General features: G+C 69.5%; 14 protein-coding genes. 8 read left to right on the top strand and 6 right to left on the bottom strand.

Annotated features, from left to right (window positions below):
* Nucleotides 1-627: 627 nt before the first annotated feature.
* The 5 genes from ACFFIC_RS01940 to ACFFIC_RS01920 all read right to left on the bottom strand — a co-directional run bounded on the left by ACFFIC_RS01940 (nt 628) and on the right by ACFFIC_RS01920 (nt 4556).
* A complete protein-coding gene (locus ACFFIC_RS01940; protein ID WP_377048348.1) occupies nt 628-948 on the bottom strand; it encodes a HigA family addiction module antitoxin in 321 nt (106 codons plus the stop codon).
* A gap of 57 nt (nt 949-1005) precedes the next feature.
* Nucleotides 1006-1287, bottom strand: coding sequence for a type II toxin-antitoxin system RelE/ParE family toxin (locus ACFFIC_RS01935; protein ID WP_377048347.1), 282 nt, complete (start codon nt 1285-1287; stop codon nt 1006-1008).
* Nucleotides 1288-2119: 832 nt separating this feature from the next.
* The gene (locus ACFFIC_RS01930; protein WP_377048346.1) at nt 2120-2752 is read right to left on the bottom strand and encodes a PEP-CTERM sorting domain-containing protein; all 633 of its coding nucleotides are present in this window, start codon (nt 2750-2752) and stop codon (nt 2120-2122) included.
* A 322-nt stretch (nt 2753-3074) separates the two neighbouring features.
* The gene (locus ACFFIC_RS01925; RefSeq protein WP_377048345.1) at nt 3075-3701 is read right to left on the bottom strand and encodes a PEP-CTERM sorting domain-containing protein; all 627 of its coding nucleotides are present in this window, start codon (nt 3699-3701) and stop codon (nt 3075-3077) included.
* Nucleotides 3702-4241: 540 nt separating this feature from the next.
* Nucleotides 4242-4556, bottom strand: coding sequence for a hypothetical protein (locus ACFFIC_RS01920; protein ID WP_377048344.1), 315 nt, complete (start codon nt 4554-4556; stop codon nt 4242-4244).
* Between the two features lie 301 nt (nt 4557-4857).
* On the opposite strand from ACFFIC_RS01920, the gene ACFFIC_RS01915 reads away from it, so the two are divergent.
* The 4 genes from ACFFIC_RS01915 (at nt 4858) to cysE (ending at nt 8585) form a co-directional block, all read left to right on the top strand.
* The gene (locus tag ACFFIC_RS01915; RefSeq protein ID WP_377048342.1) at nt 4858-6144 is read left to right on the top strand and encodes a D-amino acid dehydrogenase; all 1287 of its coding nucleotides are present in this window, start codon (nt 4858-4860) and stop codon (nt 6142-6144) included.
* 141 nt (nt 6145-6285) lie between these two features.
* Complete coding sequence (locus tag ACFFIC_RS01910; RefSeq protein ID WP_377048341.1) at nt 6286-6921, top strand: peroxiredoxin; 636 nt, start codon at nt 6286-6288, stop codon at nt 6919-6921.
* A gap of 7 nt (nt 6922-6928) precedes the next feature.
* On the top strand, nt 6929-7924 hold the full coding sequence (locus tag ACFFIC_RS01905) for a cysteine synthase A (protein WP_377048339.1): 996 nt from the start codon (nt 6929-6931) through the stop codon (nt 7922-7924).
* Between the two features lie 25 nt (nt 7925-7949).
* Nucleotides 7950-8585 (top strand): serine O-acetyltransferase, encoded by a 636-nt coding sequence (cysE, locus tag ACFFIC_RS01900; RefSeq protein WP_377048337.1) that lies wholly within the window; start codon nt 7950-7952, stop codon nt 8583-8585.
* A gap of 19 nt (nt 8586-8604) precedes the next feature.
* On the opposite strand, the gene ACFFIC_RS01895 is transcribed toward cysE, so the two are convergent.
* Nucleotides 8605-10752 carry a malate synthase G gene (locus ACFFIC_RS01895; protein ID WP_377048336.1) on the bottom strand — a complete coding sequence of 716 codons (2148 nt, stop codon included), beginning with the start codon at nt 10750-10752 and terminating at the stop codon, nt 8605-8607.
* Between the two features lie 146 nt (nt 10753-10898).
* Between ACFFIC_RS01895 and ACFFIC_RS01890 the strand changes: the two genes are divergently transcribed.
* From ACFFIC_RS01890 to ACFFIC_RS01875, 4 genes are all read left to right on the top strand, one after another.
* A complete protein-coding gene (locus ACFFIC_RS01890; protein WP_377048335.1) occupies nt 10899-12494 on the top strand; it encodes a gamma-glutamyltransferase in 1596 nt (531 codons plus the stop codon).
* A gap of 63 nt (nt 12495-12557) precedes the next feature.
* Nucleotides 12558-13541 carry a Bug family tripartite tricarboxylate transporter substrate binding protein gene (locus ACFFIC_RS01885; protein ID WP_377048334.1) on the top strand — a complete coding sequence of 328 codons (984 nt, stop codon included), beginning with the start codon at nt 12558-12560 and terminating at the stop codon, nt 13539-13541.
* A gap of 89 nt (nt 13542-13630) precedes the next feature.
* A complete protein-coding gene (locus ACFFIC_RS01880; protein ID WP_377048333.1) occupies nt 13631-15028 on the top strand; it encodes an amidase in 1398 nt (465 codons plus the stop codon).
* A gap of 148 nt (nt 15029-15176) precedes the next feature.
* Nucleotides 15177-16364, top strand: coding sequence for a M20 family metallopeptidase (locus ACFFIC_RS01875; RefSeq protein WP_377048332.1), 1188 nt, complete (start codon nt 15177-15179; stop codon nt 16362-16364).
* Nucleotides 16365-16374 lie beyond the last annotated feature (10 nt).

Raw genomic sequence — 16374 nt, 5'->3', positions numbered from 1 at the left:
CGGACTTATACCAAGCGCCTTGGTGGATGACCGCTCGGGGTGGAGCCTTGTGAGAACGAGCCTTGGGCCCGCTGAACCGGCTTTGATCGGTTCCATGTCAGATTGAGGCTTAGGGAAAGGGCGTGTTGGCTTTTGCCTTCAAAAGAGGACGGCCGCGCCGCCGCTACTCTCCAGACTGATTAGCTGAGATGTTTTGGGACCCGGGCTCTCTTGGGTTCAGCAAGCACGCCACCGACACCGCCTGTGGCGTGGGTGGCCGTGAGCGCCAAGCCATGGCGTAAAGTGCTCCAGCTTCCGGGTTCTCACCAACCCGGACCAGATACAGGCCATCTGGATTCTTTGCTTCACAGTCTGATGTTTGGGCGGCCTGCTGGGTAAGGCGTTCGCCGTCCGAACGGTTCAGTGATCCTTCGGCGGTGACTGGGACGCGCTGTGGGCCGGACTGGCTGACCTTGGCTGGGGCGCAGCCGGCAAGGATGGCCAGAACCCCAGCAGTCACGAACCGGACCATGCTAACCTCTCTCGAACAACTCACGGCCAGAGGACGCTCAAAACGATATAGTTGTGATTGAGTTCCGTTACGATTCAAATTCGGGCGGTACCGGTCATTTACCAAGGCGGTTGGTATTAGGCCGCCATCGCCTCACGGGCGCGAGCCAGATCCCAACCCATCTGAAGCCCAAGCCAGAACTCGGCGCTGTTGCCGAACCGGCGAGAGAGGAGGAGGGCGGTCTCGGCCGTAAGAGCACGCGAGCCATGAAGAATGGCCGTGATCCGGTTGGTGGGCACGCCGATATCGACGGCTAGCCGCTTGGCCGACAGGTTCATGGGAACGAGAAACTCCTCACGGAGCACCTCGCCAGGAGACACGGGCGGGATGGTCTCGCCCGTGGTGACGTCCGACAGGTCTACCCGGCCGGCGTCGAGGTCGTCGCGATGAATGGTCATGATTGAGTTCCCTCTTGGGATCACTGCCTTTCGGCAGAATACGCGTCTGGACGGTATCTAGTGGTAGTCGACGATTTCCACCTCGTGGGCGTCTCCATCCCGCCAGATGAAGCAAAGCCTGAATTGGCGGTTGACACGGATGCTGTGCTGACCGGCGCGATCAGCGGTAAGAGCCTCCAGGTGATTGTTGGGCGGCACCTTCAGGTCGGTGAGGGTGATAGCCCGGTCGAGCATCGCGAGCTTCCGACGAGCGACGGAGGCGATATCGGTGGGGAAGCCCTTGGGCATCTGCCCTTGGAACACCGCCGCCGTCCGCTTGTCTTTAAAGCTCTTGATCATGGGGGTAACGTATAGCGTAACCCCCTTTACGTCAAGCGTAACCCCTAACAAATTTGGGGGGTGGCTTGTGGGCTTGGGCAATGAGCAGGAAGTCTATGCCTTGCCCGAGGACCTGAAAGCGCAGTGACAGAACCACAGCAGAACCACGGCCCGCCCCACAGCTCGTTGCCACGGCTGGCTCGGGTGGCGGACCCAGCTACACCTACCGCGGCGCGAAGATCGGCTCGAACGCGAAGGGCACCACCTTCTCCTTCAGGCTGGAGGGCTTCCCGCACGGCCCGAACGGCTACTGGGCAGGCCTTGGCAACCTCGACATGATCGTGAGGCTGGTGGACAGCTGGCTCGACACGGGGAAGCTGCCACCGCCCTATGTCACACCTCGTAGCGAGGTCTCGGATCGTCCACCAAGCTGAGGATTTGTGCGCAAGACGCCTCGCCTAGTGCCCCGCACATCCGCCTCAGGTATGAGAATCGTGGGCAGCCGGGGGGCTGCTCGCATATGGAGCGGCCGTGGTGAGGGACAGTCCTCCCCTGGTCGTTTTCGTCCGTCGCCTACTTGCCGCCGTTAAAAGATCTGACGTGAGTGAACAGCGTGGCGAGGGTCGACCGATGCTCCCAGCGTGGGAAAGCAACTCGAAGTTCTTTACGATAGGCAGCCAAGTGCCGTGCCAGAATATACGTGGCTGGCAGGTTCTTCGGCGCGACAAGCAACGCGGCTTTGAGGAACTGCTCTGTAATCCACATCCGCGCTTCTGCACGAACTCGCCTCAACTCTGCCTCCATCGCAGGAAAGCCGGGGCGCGCGTAGTGCTGTCCCCGGCCAAGTTATCGATCAGGCCGCGCGCTTGCGCCGGATCAGTCCCAGGCCAGCCAGACCCATGCCGAACAGCGCCAGGGAGGCGGGCTCGGGCACGGGAACCGCTACCGTGGAGATGTTGCCAGAATAGGTGCAGAGCGGGTCGGTGCAGCCGTTGGCGTAGTCGGCCACGAAGTTGCCAGTGAACTCCGTGCCGGTGAAATCGAGCCGGTACTGAGACTCAGTGTCGCTGAAGTTGATAGTGCCATTCAGGCCGGTCGCGGTGCTGCCGAAGATGTCCACCGAGTTGAGGACGCCTGAGGTGGGCGTGGTTGGCGTTGTGAAGTCGGCCAGCGTAACGAAGCCGAAACCGCCAGTGATGTTGAAGCGGTTGCCGCCCTCAATCCGGAGCGAGAGCAGCCCATCCAGTGAAGACTGGAAGTACGGCGCGGTGCTCCTGTTCTGGATCTGGTAGGAGAACCCGTCACGGCCTGCCTCGTCGGAGACGATGATCTGGCCATTGATGCGGATATTGGGGATCCCGATCGGCGACGGCGGGTGCTGGAACGGACCGACTTGGTTGAAGGTGAAGATGACGGCAGCATCGGCCGGCAGTGCGGCGCTAAGCATCAGACCGGCGGCGAGCACGGCCTTGGCAACGAAGTTCATGTTTGTCCCTCATGCGGGCGCCTTGGTGGAGCCTCGCAACCTTTCCATGGCTAAAAACGTGCCAAGCATACCATGCCCTGAGACAACAATGGGTTGCAGGCGATTGCGGGAACCGACTGGTTACCGTCGTAAAGGCGCCCGACTTGTTGCAGGAAAGCTTTGATGCTGAGCCTTAACCTACCCACCCAGCGTCGCATTCCTTGCTATCGTGCCCAAGGCGGGGGACGAGGCCGATTGCCACGCAGTTGAAAAGGCGGTCGGGGATCGCCCGTCATGGACCGGCCGGGGTGGCAGACTTCGCCTCAACCCCGACCGTTTTCGTTCAGGCCGTCCGCTTGCGCCGGACGAGGCTCAGGCCAGCCAGACCCAAGCCGAAGAGCGCCAGGGACGCAGGCTCGGGCACGGGGGTGGGGGTGACGCCGCCGGTCTGGACAGTTTGGGTGGTGAAAGCGCAGCCGTCGCCCGTGCAGTTGCCGGTGCCAATGAGGCCGCCGAAGCCCGAACCGGTTGCGCCTGCCAGGGTGAAGTCCACTAGCACGTTCACGTCGCGGAAGAAGATCCGGCCGGTTGGCAGGGAGAACGGCGCGGCCACCAAATCGACCAGGACCCGATAAGAGGTGGCGAACGTGGACAGCGGGTTCGGCAGGAAGGCAAAGCGGGCGTTGCTGATGTTCTCGGGACCGAACTGGAAGGAGATGCTTTCCAAGGCTGCGGTCTGCTCGATGGTGCGGATGCCGGCAGCCTGCTCGCGGGCGATGGTGTAGCCAGAGGCATAGGCCTCATCGCTCACGACGAGCTGGCCGTTTACCCGCCCCGTATCGGACGAATCTGGCTGCCCCGGGACGGAGTAGCTCGTCTGGAGGAAGTCGAAGGTAACGGCGGCATGGGCCGGCAGCGCGGCCCCCAGCAGCAGGCTGGCAACGGCGGCGGCCTTAGCGACGAAAATCATGTTTGTCCCTCTCGACGGGCCCCTTGGTGGAGCCTCGCAACCGTTCCATCGCTAGAAACGGGCCACTCGACCCAATCCTTGAGACAACAATGCTTTGCGGCCAGCCTGAGTGACTGGATAGTTACCTGTGTAAAGGCGGCCGACTTTCACACCCGTGCAATCTCATTTCTTCTGCCCGTCCAGATTGCGGATGTGATCGCTTGATCATAGGTTGGTTGTAGGCGTTCAAGGGGAGCGCCGTTTCCATACCCTGTTGTAACTGGGGCCCTCGCTCTCTTCAGGGCGGGGGCTCATTTTCCCAGCCTTCCGGCATCCCACCCGGGTTCCTCCCCAGGTCGCTGGTGCTGTGCGCGCGCCGTGGCGGGCCAGCCTGTATCCGGAAGTTCGCGCGCACTAGGTGAGCCACCACGTGCGCTGCCATCTGCAGGTCGTCCTCTCGAGCGCGCTTACCGTGCGCCTTGCCCGAGAGGTTGAAGCGCAAAGCATAGTGGACGGCCTGGGCCACCTCCGCGTCCTCCGCGGCGCGCCATCCATCGCCAGTCACTGCGCGTCCTCCGTCTCAGCCCAGGCGGGTTCTGGTGCCGCGGGCGCGTGCCGGTCGCGCCAGGCCTGCGCCGGACCCCACAGCCAATCGCCCTGCTCGCGAGAGAGGGACGCAATCATGTCGCGGACGGCGCGCTCGGCCCCGTGCTGGCCACCACCGGCGGCGAGGTAGGCAGCGACCGCCGCGTCCAGGCAGGCCGCCCCGTCCAAGCCTCTGCCGCCTGCTTCCCGGTAGGCGCCGCCCACGGCGCGCAGCTCGTGCACGGGCCAGGCGGAGCAGGGCTCGGGTTTGTAGAGGTGGTCGTAGGTCATGGGCGGGTCCGAGAATCGCGTGGCGAGGGGAGTCTAACCCAGCGAACGAATTGGCAACATCACAACGCCTCGCCGCGTGCAGTTGGGCACTATCTGGGCAAGCTGGGTTGATGGTGTGCGCAAGTACTCGCATCTGTTGGCATATGCGCCTGCCTACATCAGCACTCATAATGCCGGGGTCACCGGTTCAAGTCCGGTTCCCGCTACCAGACACCACAGCCACCTGCCGGTTCTCCCCGCTTCACCACGTCCTCACCGCCTCCCGCGGTTGCCTTCCCGCGCGGATGCCGCAAGCTCCGCCTTGGGCGTTTCGCCCCGGAGTGTTCGCATGAAGGTCCTGGTTCTCGGCAGCGGCGTGATCGGGGTGACCACGGCCTGGTACCTGGCCCGCGCCGGGCATGAAGTGGTGGTGGTGGACCGGCAGGACGCCGCCGGGCGGGAAACCAGCTTCGCCAATGCCGGGCAGCTTTCCTACGGCTATTCCTCGCCCTGGGCCGGGCCGGGCGTGCCGATGAAGGCGGTGAAGTGGCTGCTGATGCACCACCGCCCCTTCGTGTTCTGGCCGCGGCCGGACCCCGCCATGCTGTCCTGGCTCGCCCGCATGGCCGCGAACTGCACCGAGCGCGCCTATCGCCGCAACAAGGGGCGGATGGTCCGGGTGGCCGAGTACAGCCGCCTGGCGCTCGCCGAGCTGCGCGCCGAGACGGGAATCGAGTTCGACCACCGCGCGCGCGGCACGGTGCAGCTTTTCCGCACGCAGAAGCAGCTCGACCATGTGGGCGACGACACCGGGGTGCTCGACGAGTACGGCGTTCCCTGGGAACTGCTCGACCTCGAGGGCTGCATCGCCGCCGAGCCGGCTCTCGCCCGCGTCCGCGACCGCTTCGTGGGTGGCCTGCGCCTGCCCCAGGACGAGACGGGCGATGCCTTCCTGTTCACCCAGCGCCTGGCCGAGCTGGCGTGCGGTGCGGGGGTGGAATTCCACCTCGGCGTCAGCGTCGCCGGCCTGCGCGCCGAGGGCGGGCGCGTGCGGGCGGTCGAGACCGATCATGGCGACTTCACCGCCGATGCCTATGTGGCGGCGCTGGGCAGCCACACCCCCGCCGTCCTGCGCCCCCTGGGGCTTCGCCTGCCGGTCTACCCCATCAAGGGCTATTCCCTGACCCTGCCGGTGACGGAGGAAGGCGCGGCGCCCGTCTCCACCGTGATGGACGAAACCTACAAGATCGCCATCACCCGGCTGGGCAGCCGCATCCGGGTGGGCGGCACGGCGGAGATCGCGGGCTTCAGCACCAGCCTGCGCGTGCCCCGGCGCGAGACGCTGGAGCACTCGGTGCGCGACCTGTTCCCCGATGGTGGCGACATCGCGGCCGCGCAGTTCTGGACGGGGCTGCGCCCCATGACGCCGGACGGCACGCCGGTGATCGGCCGCACGCCGCTGCCCAATCTTTACACCAACACGGGCCACGGCACGCTGGGCTGGACCATGGCCTGCGGCTCCGGCCGGGTGTTGGCGGACATCGTCTCGGACCGCACGCCGGAGATCGATGTGACCGACCTCGGCATCGCCCGGTACGGCGCGGGCTGATGCCCCTTGGAAACGGTGCCCGGGCTGCCGAGATGCCCTGCCGCGCGGGGCGCCGCGCGTTGCGCGCCGGCGGTCCGTGGAAGCTCTCCGCAGGCCGTGTCAGCAACGCGGAACGGGACCCGCATGGAGGATTGCCGTAGCATGCTGCAACTCGGGCAGGTCGCCCCGGACTTCGAGGCGGAAACCACGCAGGGGCGGATCCGCTTCCACGAATGGCTCGGCAATTCCTGGGGCATCATCTTCAGCCATCCCAAGGACTACACGCCCGTCTGCACGACGGAGCTCGGCTACACCGCCAAGCTGAAGCCGGAATTCGACCGCCGCGGGGTGAAGGTGATCGGCCTGTCCGTGGACACGCTGGACCAGCACGAGGGCTGGAACGCCGACATCGAGGAAACCCAGGGCACCGCCGTGAACTTCCCGATGATCTCCGATTCCGACAAGACGGTCGCGAACCTCTACGGCATGATCCACCCGGAGGCGGACGCCGCTGTGACGGTGCGCACGGTCTTCGTGATCGACCCCAGCAAGAAGATCCGCCTGATGCTGATCTACCCGCCCAGCGCCGGCCGCAACTTCGACGAGGTGCTGCGGGTGATCGACAGCCTGCAACTGACCGACCGGCACAAGGTCGCCACCCCCGTGAACTGGAAGCCCGGCGAGCGCACCATCGTCGCCGCCAGCCTTTCCGACGAGGAGGCGAGGAAGCACTTCCCGCAGGGGTTCAAGGCGGAGAAGCCTTATCTGCGCTGGGTCGATCACCTGGAGTGGAACTGAGCCCGGCATGGCTGGCATCGCACCCGACTTCTGGGGGGCCGTCGGCAACACGCCCCTCATCCGCCTGCGCCGCGCCTCCGAGGAGACGGGGTGCGAGATCCTCGGCAAGGCGGAGTTCATGAACCCCGGCGGCAGCGTGAAGGACCGCGCGGCGCTGGGCATCCTGAGCGAGGCCGTCTCGCACGGCCTGCTCACGCCGTTCCGGCCCGGCACGATCGTGGAGGGAACGGCGGGGAACACCGGCATCGGCGTGGCGCTCGCCGCCAATGCGCGCGGCTGGAAGTCCGTGATCGTGGTGCCGGAAACGCAGAGCCGGGAGAAGATCGACTTCCTGCGCATGATCGGCGCCGACGTGCGGCTGGTGCCGCCGAAGCCGCTGAGCGATCCCGGCCACTACGTGAACACCTCCCGCCGCATCGCGGAGGAGATGGGCGCCGTCTGGGCGAACCAGTTCGACAACCACGCGAATGCGGCCGCGCACGAGGCGACCACGGGGCCGGAGATCTGGGAGCAGACCGGGGGGCGGGTCGACGCCTTCACCTGCGCCTGCGGCACCGGCGGCACGCTGGCCGGCACCGGCCGGGCACTCAAGGCGCGCAAGCCCGGGGTGAGGATCGTGCTCGCGGACCCGCACGGCTCCGGCCTCTTCTCATGGGTGAAGACCGGCACCGTTTCGGCCGAGGGGAACTCCGTCACGGAAGGGATCGGGCAGGGCAGCAAGGTGCCCGGCAACCTGACCGGCGCGCCGATCGACGACGCGATCCGCATCTCCGATCCTGAGGCGCTGGAGCAGTGCTTCTCCCTTCTTTCGGAGGAAGGGCTGAGCGTCGGTGGCTCGGCGGGGCTGAACGTGGCGGCGGCGATCGCGCTGGCCAGGCAGATGGGACCGGGACACACCATCGTCACCATCCTGTGCGACAGCGGGGCGCGCTACCAGTCCAAGCTGTTCAACCCCGAGTTCCTCCGCGAACGCGGCCTGCCCGTGCCGCCATGGCTTGCGTGACGGGCTCTTGCGGGATGGGGCCGGCATGATCGGAGAGGCGATCGAGATCGCGCGCAGCATCCGGGCACGCGACCCGGCGCGGCCAACGGTGGCGGAGTCCTTCCTCTGCTATGCCGGGCTGCACGCGGTGCTGTGGCACCGGCTGGCGCATCGCCTGTGGCGCGCGGGCTTTCGCGCACCGGCGCGCTGCGCGTCGCATCTCGGGCGCTTCCTGACGGGGATCGAGATCCACCCGGGGGCGAAGATCGGGCGGCGGCTGTTTATCGACCACGGCATGGGCGTCGTGATCGGAGAAACGGCGGAAATCGGCGACGACGTGCTCATCTATCACGGCGTGACGCTGGGCGGCCTCACCACGCGGCCGGGCAAGCGGCATCCCACACTCGCCGATGGCGTGGTGATCGGCGCCGGGGCGCAGGTGCTCGGCCCGATCCTGATCGGCCGCGGCGCGCGCGTCGGCGCGAACGCGGTCTGCGTCGATCCCGTGCCGGACGGCGTCACGGAGGTTGGCATTCCCGCACGCCGCCCCGGCCAGCCCTGCACGGACCCGACGGCGGGCTACGGCATCGCGCCGGGGCAGGCGGATCCGGTGGCCGAGCAGATCGCGGCGCTGCGGGCCGAGATCGCGGCCTTGAGGGAGCGGACCTCCCTCAAGGCCTGACCGCGGCCTGCCCAGTTCTTCAGCCCGCCTTCGCCTCGCGCCGGCGGGCGTGAAGGACGAACTCGGTGTAGCCGTTGGGCTGCGCCGCGCCTTCGAAGACAAGGTCGCAGGCGGCCCGGAAGGCCACGCCGCCGTAGCTGGGGGCCATCGGGGTGTAGGCCGGGTCGTTCGCGTTCTGCCCGTCCACCACCTTCGCCATGCGCCGCATCGTTTCCTCCACCTGGGCGCGGTCCACGATGCCGTGGCGCAGCCAGTTGGCGATGTGCTGGGCCGAGATGCGCAGCGTCGCGCGGTCCTCCATCAGCCCGACATCGTGGATGTCCGGCACCTTGGAGCAGCCGACGCCCTGGTCGATCCAGCGGACGACATAGCCGAGGATGCCCTGGGCGTTGTTGTCGAGCTCCGCCTGAATGTCCTCGGGCGCCCAGTTGGTGTTCTCGGCCAGCGGGATGGTCAGCAGGTCGGAAAGCTTCGCCCGCTTGCCGCCCGAGGCCAGTTCCCCCTGCCGGGCCGCCACGTCCACCTGGTGGTAGTGCATGGCGTGCAGCGTGGCGGCGGTGGGGGAGGGGACCCATGCCGTGCTGGCGCCCGCGCGCGGGTGGCCGACCTTCTGATCGAGCATGGAGGCCATCGCATCCGGCGCGGCCCACATGCCCTTGCCGATCTGCGCGTGACCGCGCAGCCCGCAGGCGAGGCCGACATCGACGTTGTTGTCCTCGTAGGCCGCGATCCACGGCGCCTTGCGCATGTCGTTCTTGCGGACGACGGCGCCGGCCTCCATCGAGGTGTGGATCTCGTCGCCCGTGCGGTCGAGGAAGCCGGTGTTGATGAAGAACACCCGCTCCTTCGCCTGGGCGATGCAGTTGACGAGGTTGAGCGTGGTGCGCCGCTCCTCGTCCATGATGCCCATCTTCAGCGTGTTGCGGGGCAGGCCCAGGGCGTCCTCCACCTCGGAGAACAGCTCCACGGCCCAGGCGACCTCGGCCGGGCCGTGCATCTTGGGCTTCACGATGTAGACGCTGCCGGCCGGGCTGTTCAGGCGCTCGCCCTTGAGGTCGTGCAGCGCGATCAGCGAGGTGACATAGGCGTCCAGGATGGTTTCCGCGGTTTCCGAGCCGCCCAGGGTCACGGCGTCGGTCATCATGTGGTGGCCGACATTGCGCACCAGCATCAGGGAACGGCCGCGCAGCGTCACCTCGCCGCCATCCGGGCCCTTGAAGCTGCGATCCGGGTTCAGGCGGCGCTCCAGCGTCTCCCCGCCCTTCTCGAAGGAGGCGGACAGGTCGCCACGCATCAGGCCCAGCCAGTTGCGGTAGACGCCCACCTTGTCCTCGGCATCCACGGCGGCCACCGAATCCTCGGCGTCCATGATGGTGGACAGCGCGGCCTCGAGCACGAGGTCCGCGACGCCGGCCTTGTCGGTGGCACCGATCGGGTGGGCGCGGTCGATCACGATCTCCAGGTGCAGGCCGTTGCGGGCCAGCAGGATGGCGGAGGGCTCGTCCGGCGTGCCGTTGTAGCCGCGGAACTGCCCGGGATCGCGCAGCTCCGTGCTCGCGCCGCCGTTCATCAGCACCGCGAGCTTGCCGCCCTCGACGCGATAGGCGCTGGCATCGGCATGGCTGCCTGCGGCGAGGGGAGCCGCCTCGTCCAGCACGGCGCGGGCGCGGGCGATCACGGCGGCGCCGCGCTTCGCGTCGAAGCCGCGGGCCTTGGGCCCCTCCTGCGGGATCGCGTCGGTGCCATAGAGGGCGTCGTAGAGGCTGCCCCAGCGCGCGTTGGCGGCGTTCAGGGCGTAGCGCGCGTTGTTCACGGGCACCACGAGCTGCGGTCCGGCCAGGCGGGCGATCTCGTCGTCCACGCCAGCGGTTTCCACCGAGAAGGCCGGCGGCGGGTCCAGCAGGTAGCCAATGCCGCGCAGGAAGGCCTCGTAGGCCTCGGGGTCCACCGGGCGGGCGGGGTTGGCGCGGTGCCACTCGTCCAGCCGCTCCTGCAGCCGGTCGCGGTCCCCGAGCAGGCCGGCGTTGCGCGGCCCGAGGGTGCGGAGGGTCTTCTCCATGGCGGCCCAGAAGGCGGCGGCCTCCACCCCGGTGCCGGGCAGCGCCTCGTCCTCGATGAAGCGGCGGAGGACGGGCGCGACCTCCATGCCTTGGCTGGTCCCGGACATGCTGCATTCCCCCTGTTGGTTCCTGCGCCCAATAAGCCGCCGGCGGCCCGCGGGCAAACCGGACCTTGCGCCAGGATCTTGCCCCGGGACCTTGCCGATGCCCCGGCGTGGCGCGAGGCTGCGGGCAACCCTGCCGCAGGTGCCCGATGCCAGACCTCGCCGATTACGCCCCTCCTCCTCACACCAGCCAGCACTGGTCGCTGCGCAAGCCCGCCGCGACCGGCGGCGGGGGCGTGGTCGTTTCCCAGTCCCGCGCGGCGGCCGAGGCGGGGCTCGCCGTTCTGGAGGCCGGCGGCAACGCGGCGGATGCGGCCGTGGCCGCCGCCTTCGCCCTGCCGGCGGTGGAACCCTGGAACAGCGGGCTGGGCGGCATCGGCTTCGCCATCGTGCACAAGCCCGGCGCACCGCCCGAGGTGGTGGATTTCGGGCCGGTGGCTTCCGGGCGGGTCGATCCGGCCGCCTATCCGCTCACCGGAAAGTGGAAGCAGGATCTCTTCGCCTGGCCTGAGGTGGTGGGGGACGTGAACATCCACGGCCCGCTTTCCTTCGTGATCCCCTCGGCGGTCGCCGGCTACGACCTCCTGCGGGAGCGGTTCGGGACCGGGATGGGGCTGGACAGGCTGCTGGGCCCGGCCATCGCCCTGGCCCGGCGCGGCCTCCCGCAGGACTGGTTCACGCTGCTCAAGGTTTCATCCTCCGCCCGCGTGCTGCGCCTCTACGAGGAAAGCGCGCGCATCTACCTGCCGGACGGCCTGCCGCCCAATCCGCCCTACCAGGGGGCGCCGGGCTTCTTCCCGCTGGGCCGGCTGGCAGAAACGCTTGAACGGCTGCGCGATCAGGGCTTGCGGGACTTCTACGAGGGCGGGGTTGCCGCGGACCTCGCGGCGGATATCGCGGCCATGGGCGGGGTTGTGGACGCCGCCGACCTGGCCGGCTGCCGCGCAACCCTCCGCCCGGCGACGCCGATCGCCTGGCGCGACACCCACACCATTCACACGGCCGGCGGCCTGACGGCCGCGCCGACCATGGCCGCCGTGATCGTCGGGATGAACCGCCTGCCGCTGGGCGGCGCGCCAGGCACGGATTGGTACCGCGGCTTCGCGCGCGCCATGCGCGGCGCCTATGCCGAGCGCCTGGCCGGGCTGGGCGCCGCAAAGGAAACGGCGGAAACCTGCACCACCCACCTGACCGTCTGCGACCGGGACGGGATGATGGTGTCCGTCACCACCACGCTGCTCTCCTCCATGGGCAGCCGCGTGGTCCTGCCCAAGACCGGCGTGCTGATGAACAACGGCATGATGTGGTTCGATCCCGAGCCCGGCAGCGCCAACGCCATCCGCCCCGGCGCGCGCCCGCTGTGCAACATGAGCCCGGTCACGGTCAGCCGCGCGGGCGACGACACGAACCCGCTGATCGCGGCCGGCGCCTCGGGCGGGCGGCGCATCCTGGCCAGCGTGCTGCAGATGCTGGCCTTCTCGCTCGATTTCGGCATGGCCCCCGGGGAAGCGGCGCACTGGCCGCGCATCGACGTCTCCGGCCCCGACGGCGTCACGGCGGACCGGCGGCTGGAGGCCGACATCCTGGCCGGGCTCGGGCAGGACGGGGCGCTGGAGGTGGTGGAGCACGCGGTGCTGCCGGTGAACTTCGCCTGCCCGAACCTGATCCTGCGGGAGGGCAGGGCCGCGACGGGGATCAGCGACGCGATGTCGCCCTGGTCGGCGGCGCTGGCGGCTGGGGCGTAACGGTACGTCCCTTGCTTGGCGGGCTTCGACCGGGGCGCAGCGCCCCCTGACGAAGGACCGCCCATGCTCCATCGCCGCGCCCTCCTCGCAGCAACAGGGCTCGCCCTGCCAGGCATCATGTCCTCCGCGCGGGCGCAAGCCGCCTGGCGCCCGCGCCAGCCGATCCGCCTGATCGCCACCTTCCCGCCGGGCGGGCTGGCGGATGTGGTGGCGCGGCTGGTCGCGCCCGGCATCGGCCAGGCGCTCGGCAGCACCATCGTCGTGGAGAACCGCCCCGGCGCCGGCGGCACGATCGGGGCGGACGCCGCCGCCAAGGCCGCGCCGGACGGGCACACGCTGGTGATCAGCCATGCCTCGCCCAACGGCATCGCGCCCGGCATCTATCCCAGCCTGCCCTACGATCCCGTGGGCGACTTCACCCATATCGCCATGCTCTGCGACACGGCGAACGTGCTGATGGTGAACAAGGGCTCGCCCACGCCCACGCTGGACGCGTTCCTGGAGAAGGCGCGCGGTCCCGGCGCCCGCTACGGCTCCTCCGGCATCGGCTCCATCACCCACCTGATGGGTGAGGTGCTGACGCGCGAGGCGCGGGCGCCGCGGCTGGACCACGTGCCCTATCGCGGCAGCGCGCCGGCCATGCAGGACCTCTTCGCCGGCCATATCGAGAGCGTCTTCGACCCGCTGACCACCAATGTCGCGATGATCCGGGACGGCACGGTGACCGCCCTGGCCGTTTCCTCGGCCAACCGGGTGCCGGCCGTGCCGGGCGTGCCCACCTTCGCCGAACTCGGCCTGCCCGCGCTGACCGCCACCACCTGGATCGGCATCTCCGCTCCCAGGGGCCTGCCGCCCGTCATCGCGGAGGCCGTGCGGGACGCGGTGCTCGCCACGACCGGCACGCCCGAGATCAAGGCGAAGCTGGCCGAGCTGGCCTCCTACACCCCCGCCGTGCCGCTCACGGGCGCGGCCTATACGGCCATGATCGCGAAGTTCGCGTCCGAGTGGACGGCGGTGGCGAAGGGCGCGGGCATCACCGTCTCCTGACACGGGCGGCGCGCGGCGGGCCCCGCCGCGCTTCCGCTGAGGGGCGGGAGGGTCCATCCTCCGGACCGGCTTTTCTTCCAGGATCACGAATGACCGCCACGGACCCCGCGCTGATGAGCGCGGAAACGCTGCTCGCCCTCTACGCCCGCCGTGCGCTCAGCCCCGTCGAGGCCCTGAAGGCCGTGATGGAGCGGGTGGCCCGCCACAATCCCGGCATCAACGCCTTCGCCACCATGAACCCCCAGGCCATCCGCCAGGCCGGGGAAAGCGAGGCACGCTGGGCCGCCGGCCGCCCCATGGGCGTGCTGGACGGCGTGCCCTGCACGGTGAAGGACCTGCTGAACATGGCGGGCTTCCCCACCCGCCGCGGCAGCCGCACCACCGATCCCCGCCCGCAGGCGGAGGACGCACCGGCGGTGATGGGGCTGAAGGCGGCCGGCGCGGTTGTCATCGGCAAGACCACCACAACCGAGTTCGGCTGGAAGACTCCAGGCGACTGCCCGCTGAACGGCATCACCCGCAACCCCTGGGACCCCCGGCGCACCACGGGCGGCTCCTCCTCCGGGGCGGGCGCGGCGGCGGCGGCGGCCTTCGGCGCGCTGCACATCGGCACGGATGCGGGCGGCTCCATCCGCATTCCCGCCGCCTATTGCGGCATCGTCGGCATGAAGCCGAGCTACGGGCGCGTGCCGCAATGGCCGCACGGCGCCTTCTCCGCCGTGGCCTGCGCCGGGCCCATGGCGCGCGGCGTGCGGGACGCGGCGCTGATGCTGAACGCCATCGCCCGTGCCGATGTCCGCGACCCGCTCTGCCTCCCGGACGAGCCCCGCGAATGGCGCGCGGGCATCGAGGAGGGCGTGCGGGGCATGCGGATCGCGCTGGTCCGCCGCTGGGGCTACGAGCCGCCACTGGACCAGGAAGGCGAGGCCGCCCTGGCCCGCGCCGCCGACACGCTTCGCGCCGAGGGAGCCCTGGTGGAGGAGGCCGATCCCGAGCTGCCCGACACCCGGCAGATCTTTGGCCGGGTCTGGGGCGTGGCCCTGGCCAAGCTCGTCGCCTCCACCCCCGCCGAGAAGCGCGGGGACCTGGATGACGGGCTGGAGGAGGTGGCGCGGCGCGAGGGCGGCCTTTCCGCCATCGACTTCCTGGGCGCCGACGCGCTCCGGGTGCAGGCCGCGCACGCGATGGCCCTGTTCCACCTCCGCTACGACCTGGTGCTGACCGCGGCCACCCCGACCGCCGCCTTCGCCGCAGACCAGCCGACGCTGAAGCCCACGGACGCGCTGTGGCGGGACTGGGCCCCATGGACCTTCGCGCAGAACCTCACGCGCCAGCCCGCCATCGCGCTGCCGGCCGGGCTGGACGCCGAGGGAATGCCGCGCGCCGTGCAGATCGTGGCCGCCCAGGGGCGGGACGACCTCTGCCTGCGCGGGGCGCGCGCGCTGGAGCGCGCCCTGGCCATGCCCGAGGCCAACCCGGTCGGCTGAGGCCGGGTGCTCCGGACCGCGGCAGCGCAAGCGCGCGCCCGGGGCAGCGCAGGCGCGCCCGGGGCAGCGCAGGCGCGCCCGGGGTTGCACCGGGCGCGCGCCCGGTCCATCCGGACCGCCACCCGACCACCCCGAGGAAAGGCACCCCATGAGCAAGACCACCGAAGCCCGCGTGCTCGACTGGCTTTCCGGCCGCCAGGACGAGATGCTCGCGGCGCTGGAGCGCATGGTGAACACCGATGGCGGCTCCTACGACAAGCCTGGCGTGGACGCGGTGGGCGCCCAGGTGCGCGGCTTTCTCGAGCAGCACGGCATTCCCGTGGAAACCATCCCCCAGTCCCGCTTCGGCGATTGCCTGCGCGCAACGGTTGAAGCGGGCGAGGCCGGCGGAGCCGAGGGAAATGCGCGGCGGAACATCCTGCTGATGGGCCATCGCGACACCGTCTTCCCCAAGGGCGAACCGGAGCGGCGCCCCTTCAAGGTCGAGAACGGCATCGCCACGGGCCCGGGCGTCGCCGACATGAAGGCGGGGCTGGTGATGAACATGTTCGTGCTCGCCGCCTTCAAGGCCGTGGGCGGTGCGCCCGGACCCTTGGTCGCGCTGTTCACGGGCGACGAGGAGATCGGCTCGCCCGAGGGGCGGCCGGTGATCGAGGCCGAGGCGCGCCGCGCCCGCGTGGTGTTCAACTCCGAGCCGGGGCGCGCGAACGGCGGCGTGGTGACGGGGCGCAAGGGCGGGGTCTTCATGGCCGTGGAGATCGAGGGCCGCGCCGCGCATTCGGGAGGAAACTTCGAGGCGGGGATCAGCGCCATCGGGGAACTGGCCGCCAAGGTCACGGCCATCCACGCTCTCACGGACCTGCCGCGCGGGATCACGCTCAACGTGGGCCTGGTGTCGGGTGGGCAGAGCGTGAACACCGTGGCCCCTTCCGCGCAGATGCAGATCGATTTGCGCTACGTGGAGCCCGCGGACCGCGACGAGGTCATGGGCCGCATCCACGGGATCGTCGGGCGCTCCTTCATTCCCGGCACCCGCGCCGCCATGACCATCCGCGGCGAGTTCCTCCCGCTCACCCAGACCGCGGCCGCCGCGAAGCTGTTCCAGGCCTATGTGGAAGCCGCGGCCGAGAGCGGCCTGTCCGTCACCGGCGACTTTTCGGGCGGCTGCGCGGACAGCGGCTTCACCGCCGCGATGGGCGCGCCGACGCTCTGCGCGGTAGGCCCGGTGGGCGGCAAGGCGCATAGCCCCGAGGAATACCTGGAGGTGGCGACCCTCGTGCCCCGCGCCCAGGCGGTCGCGCGCGCCATCCTCAGGCTGGACCGGGCGGGCCTCTAGGGCTGCCGGA

Origin of the sequence: Muricoccus vinaceus (assembly GCF_042433125.1) — a bacterium.
In the GTDB taxonomy this organism is placed as follows: domain Bacteria; phylum Pseudomonadota; class Alphaproteobacteria; order Acetobacterales; family Acetobacteraceae; genus Roseomonas; species Roseomonas vinacea.
This window is presented reverse-complemented; position numbering and strand designations above follow the sequence as displayed.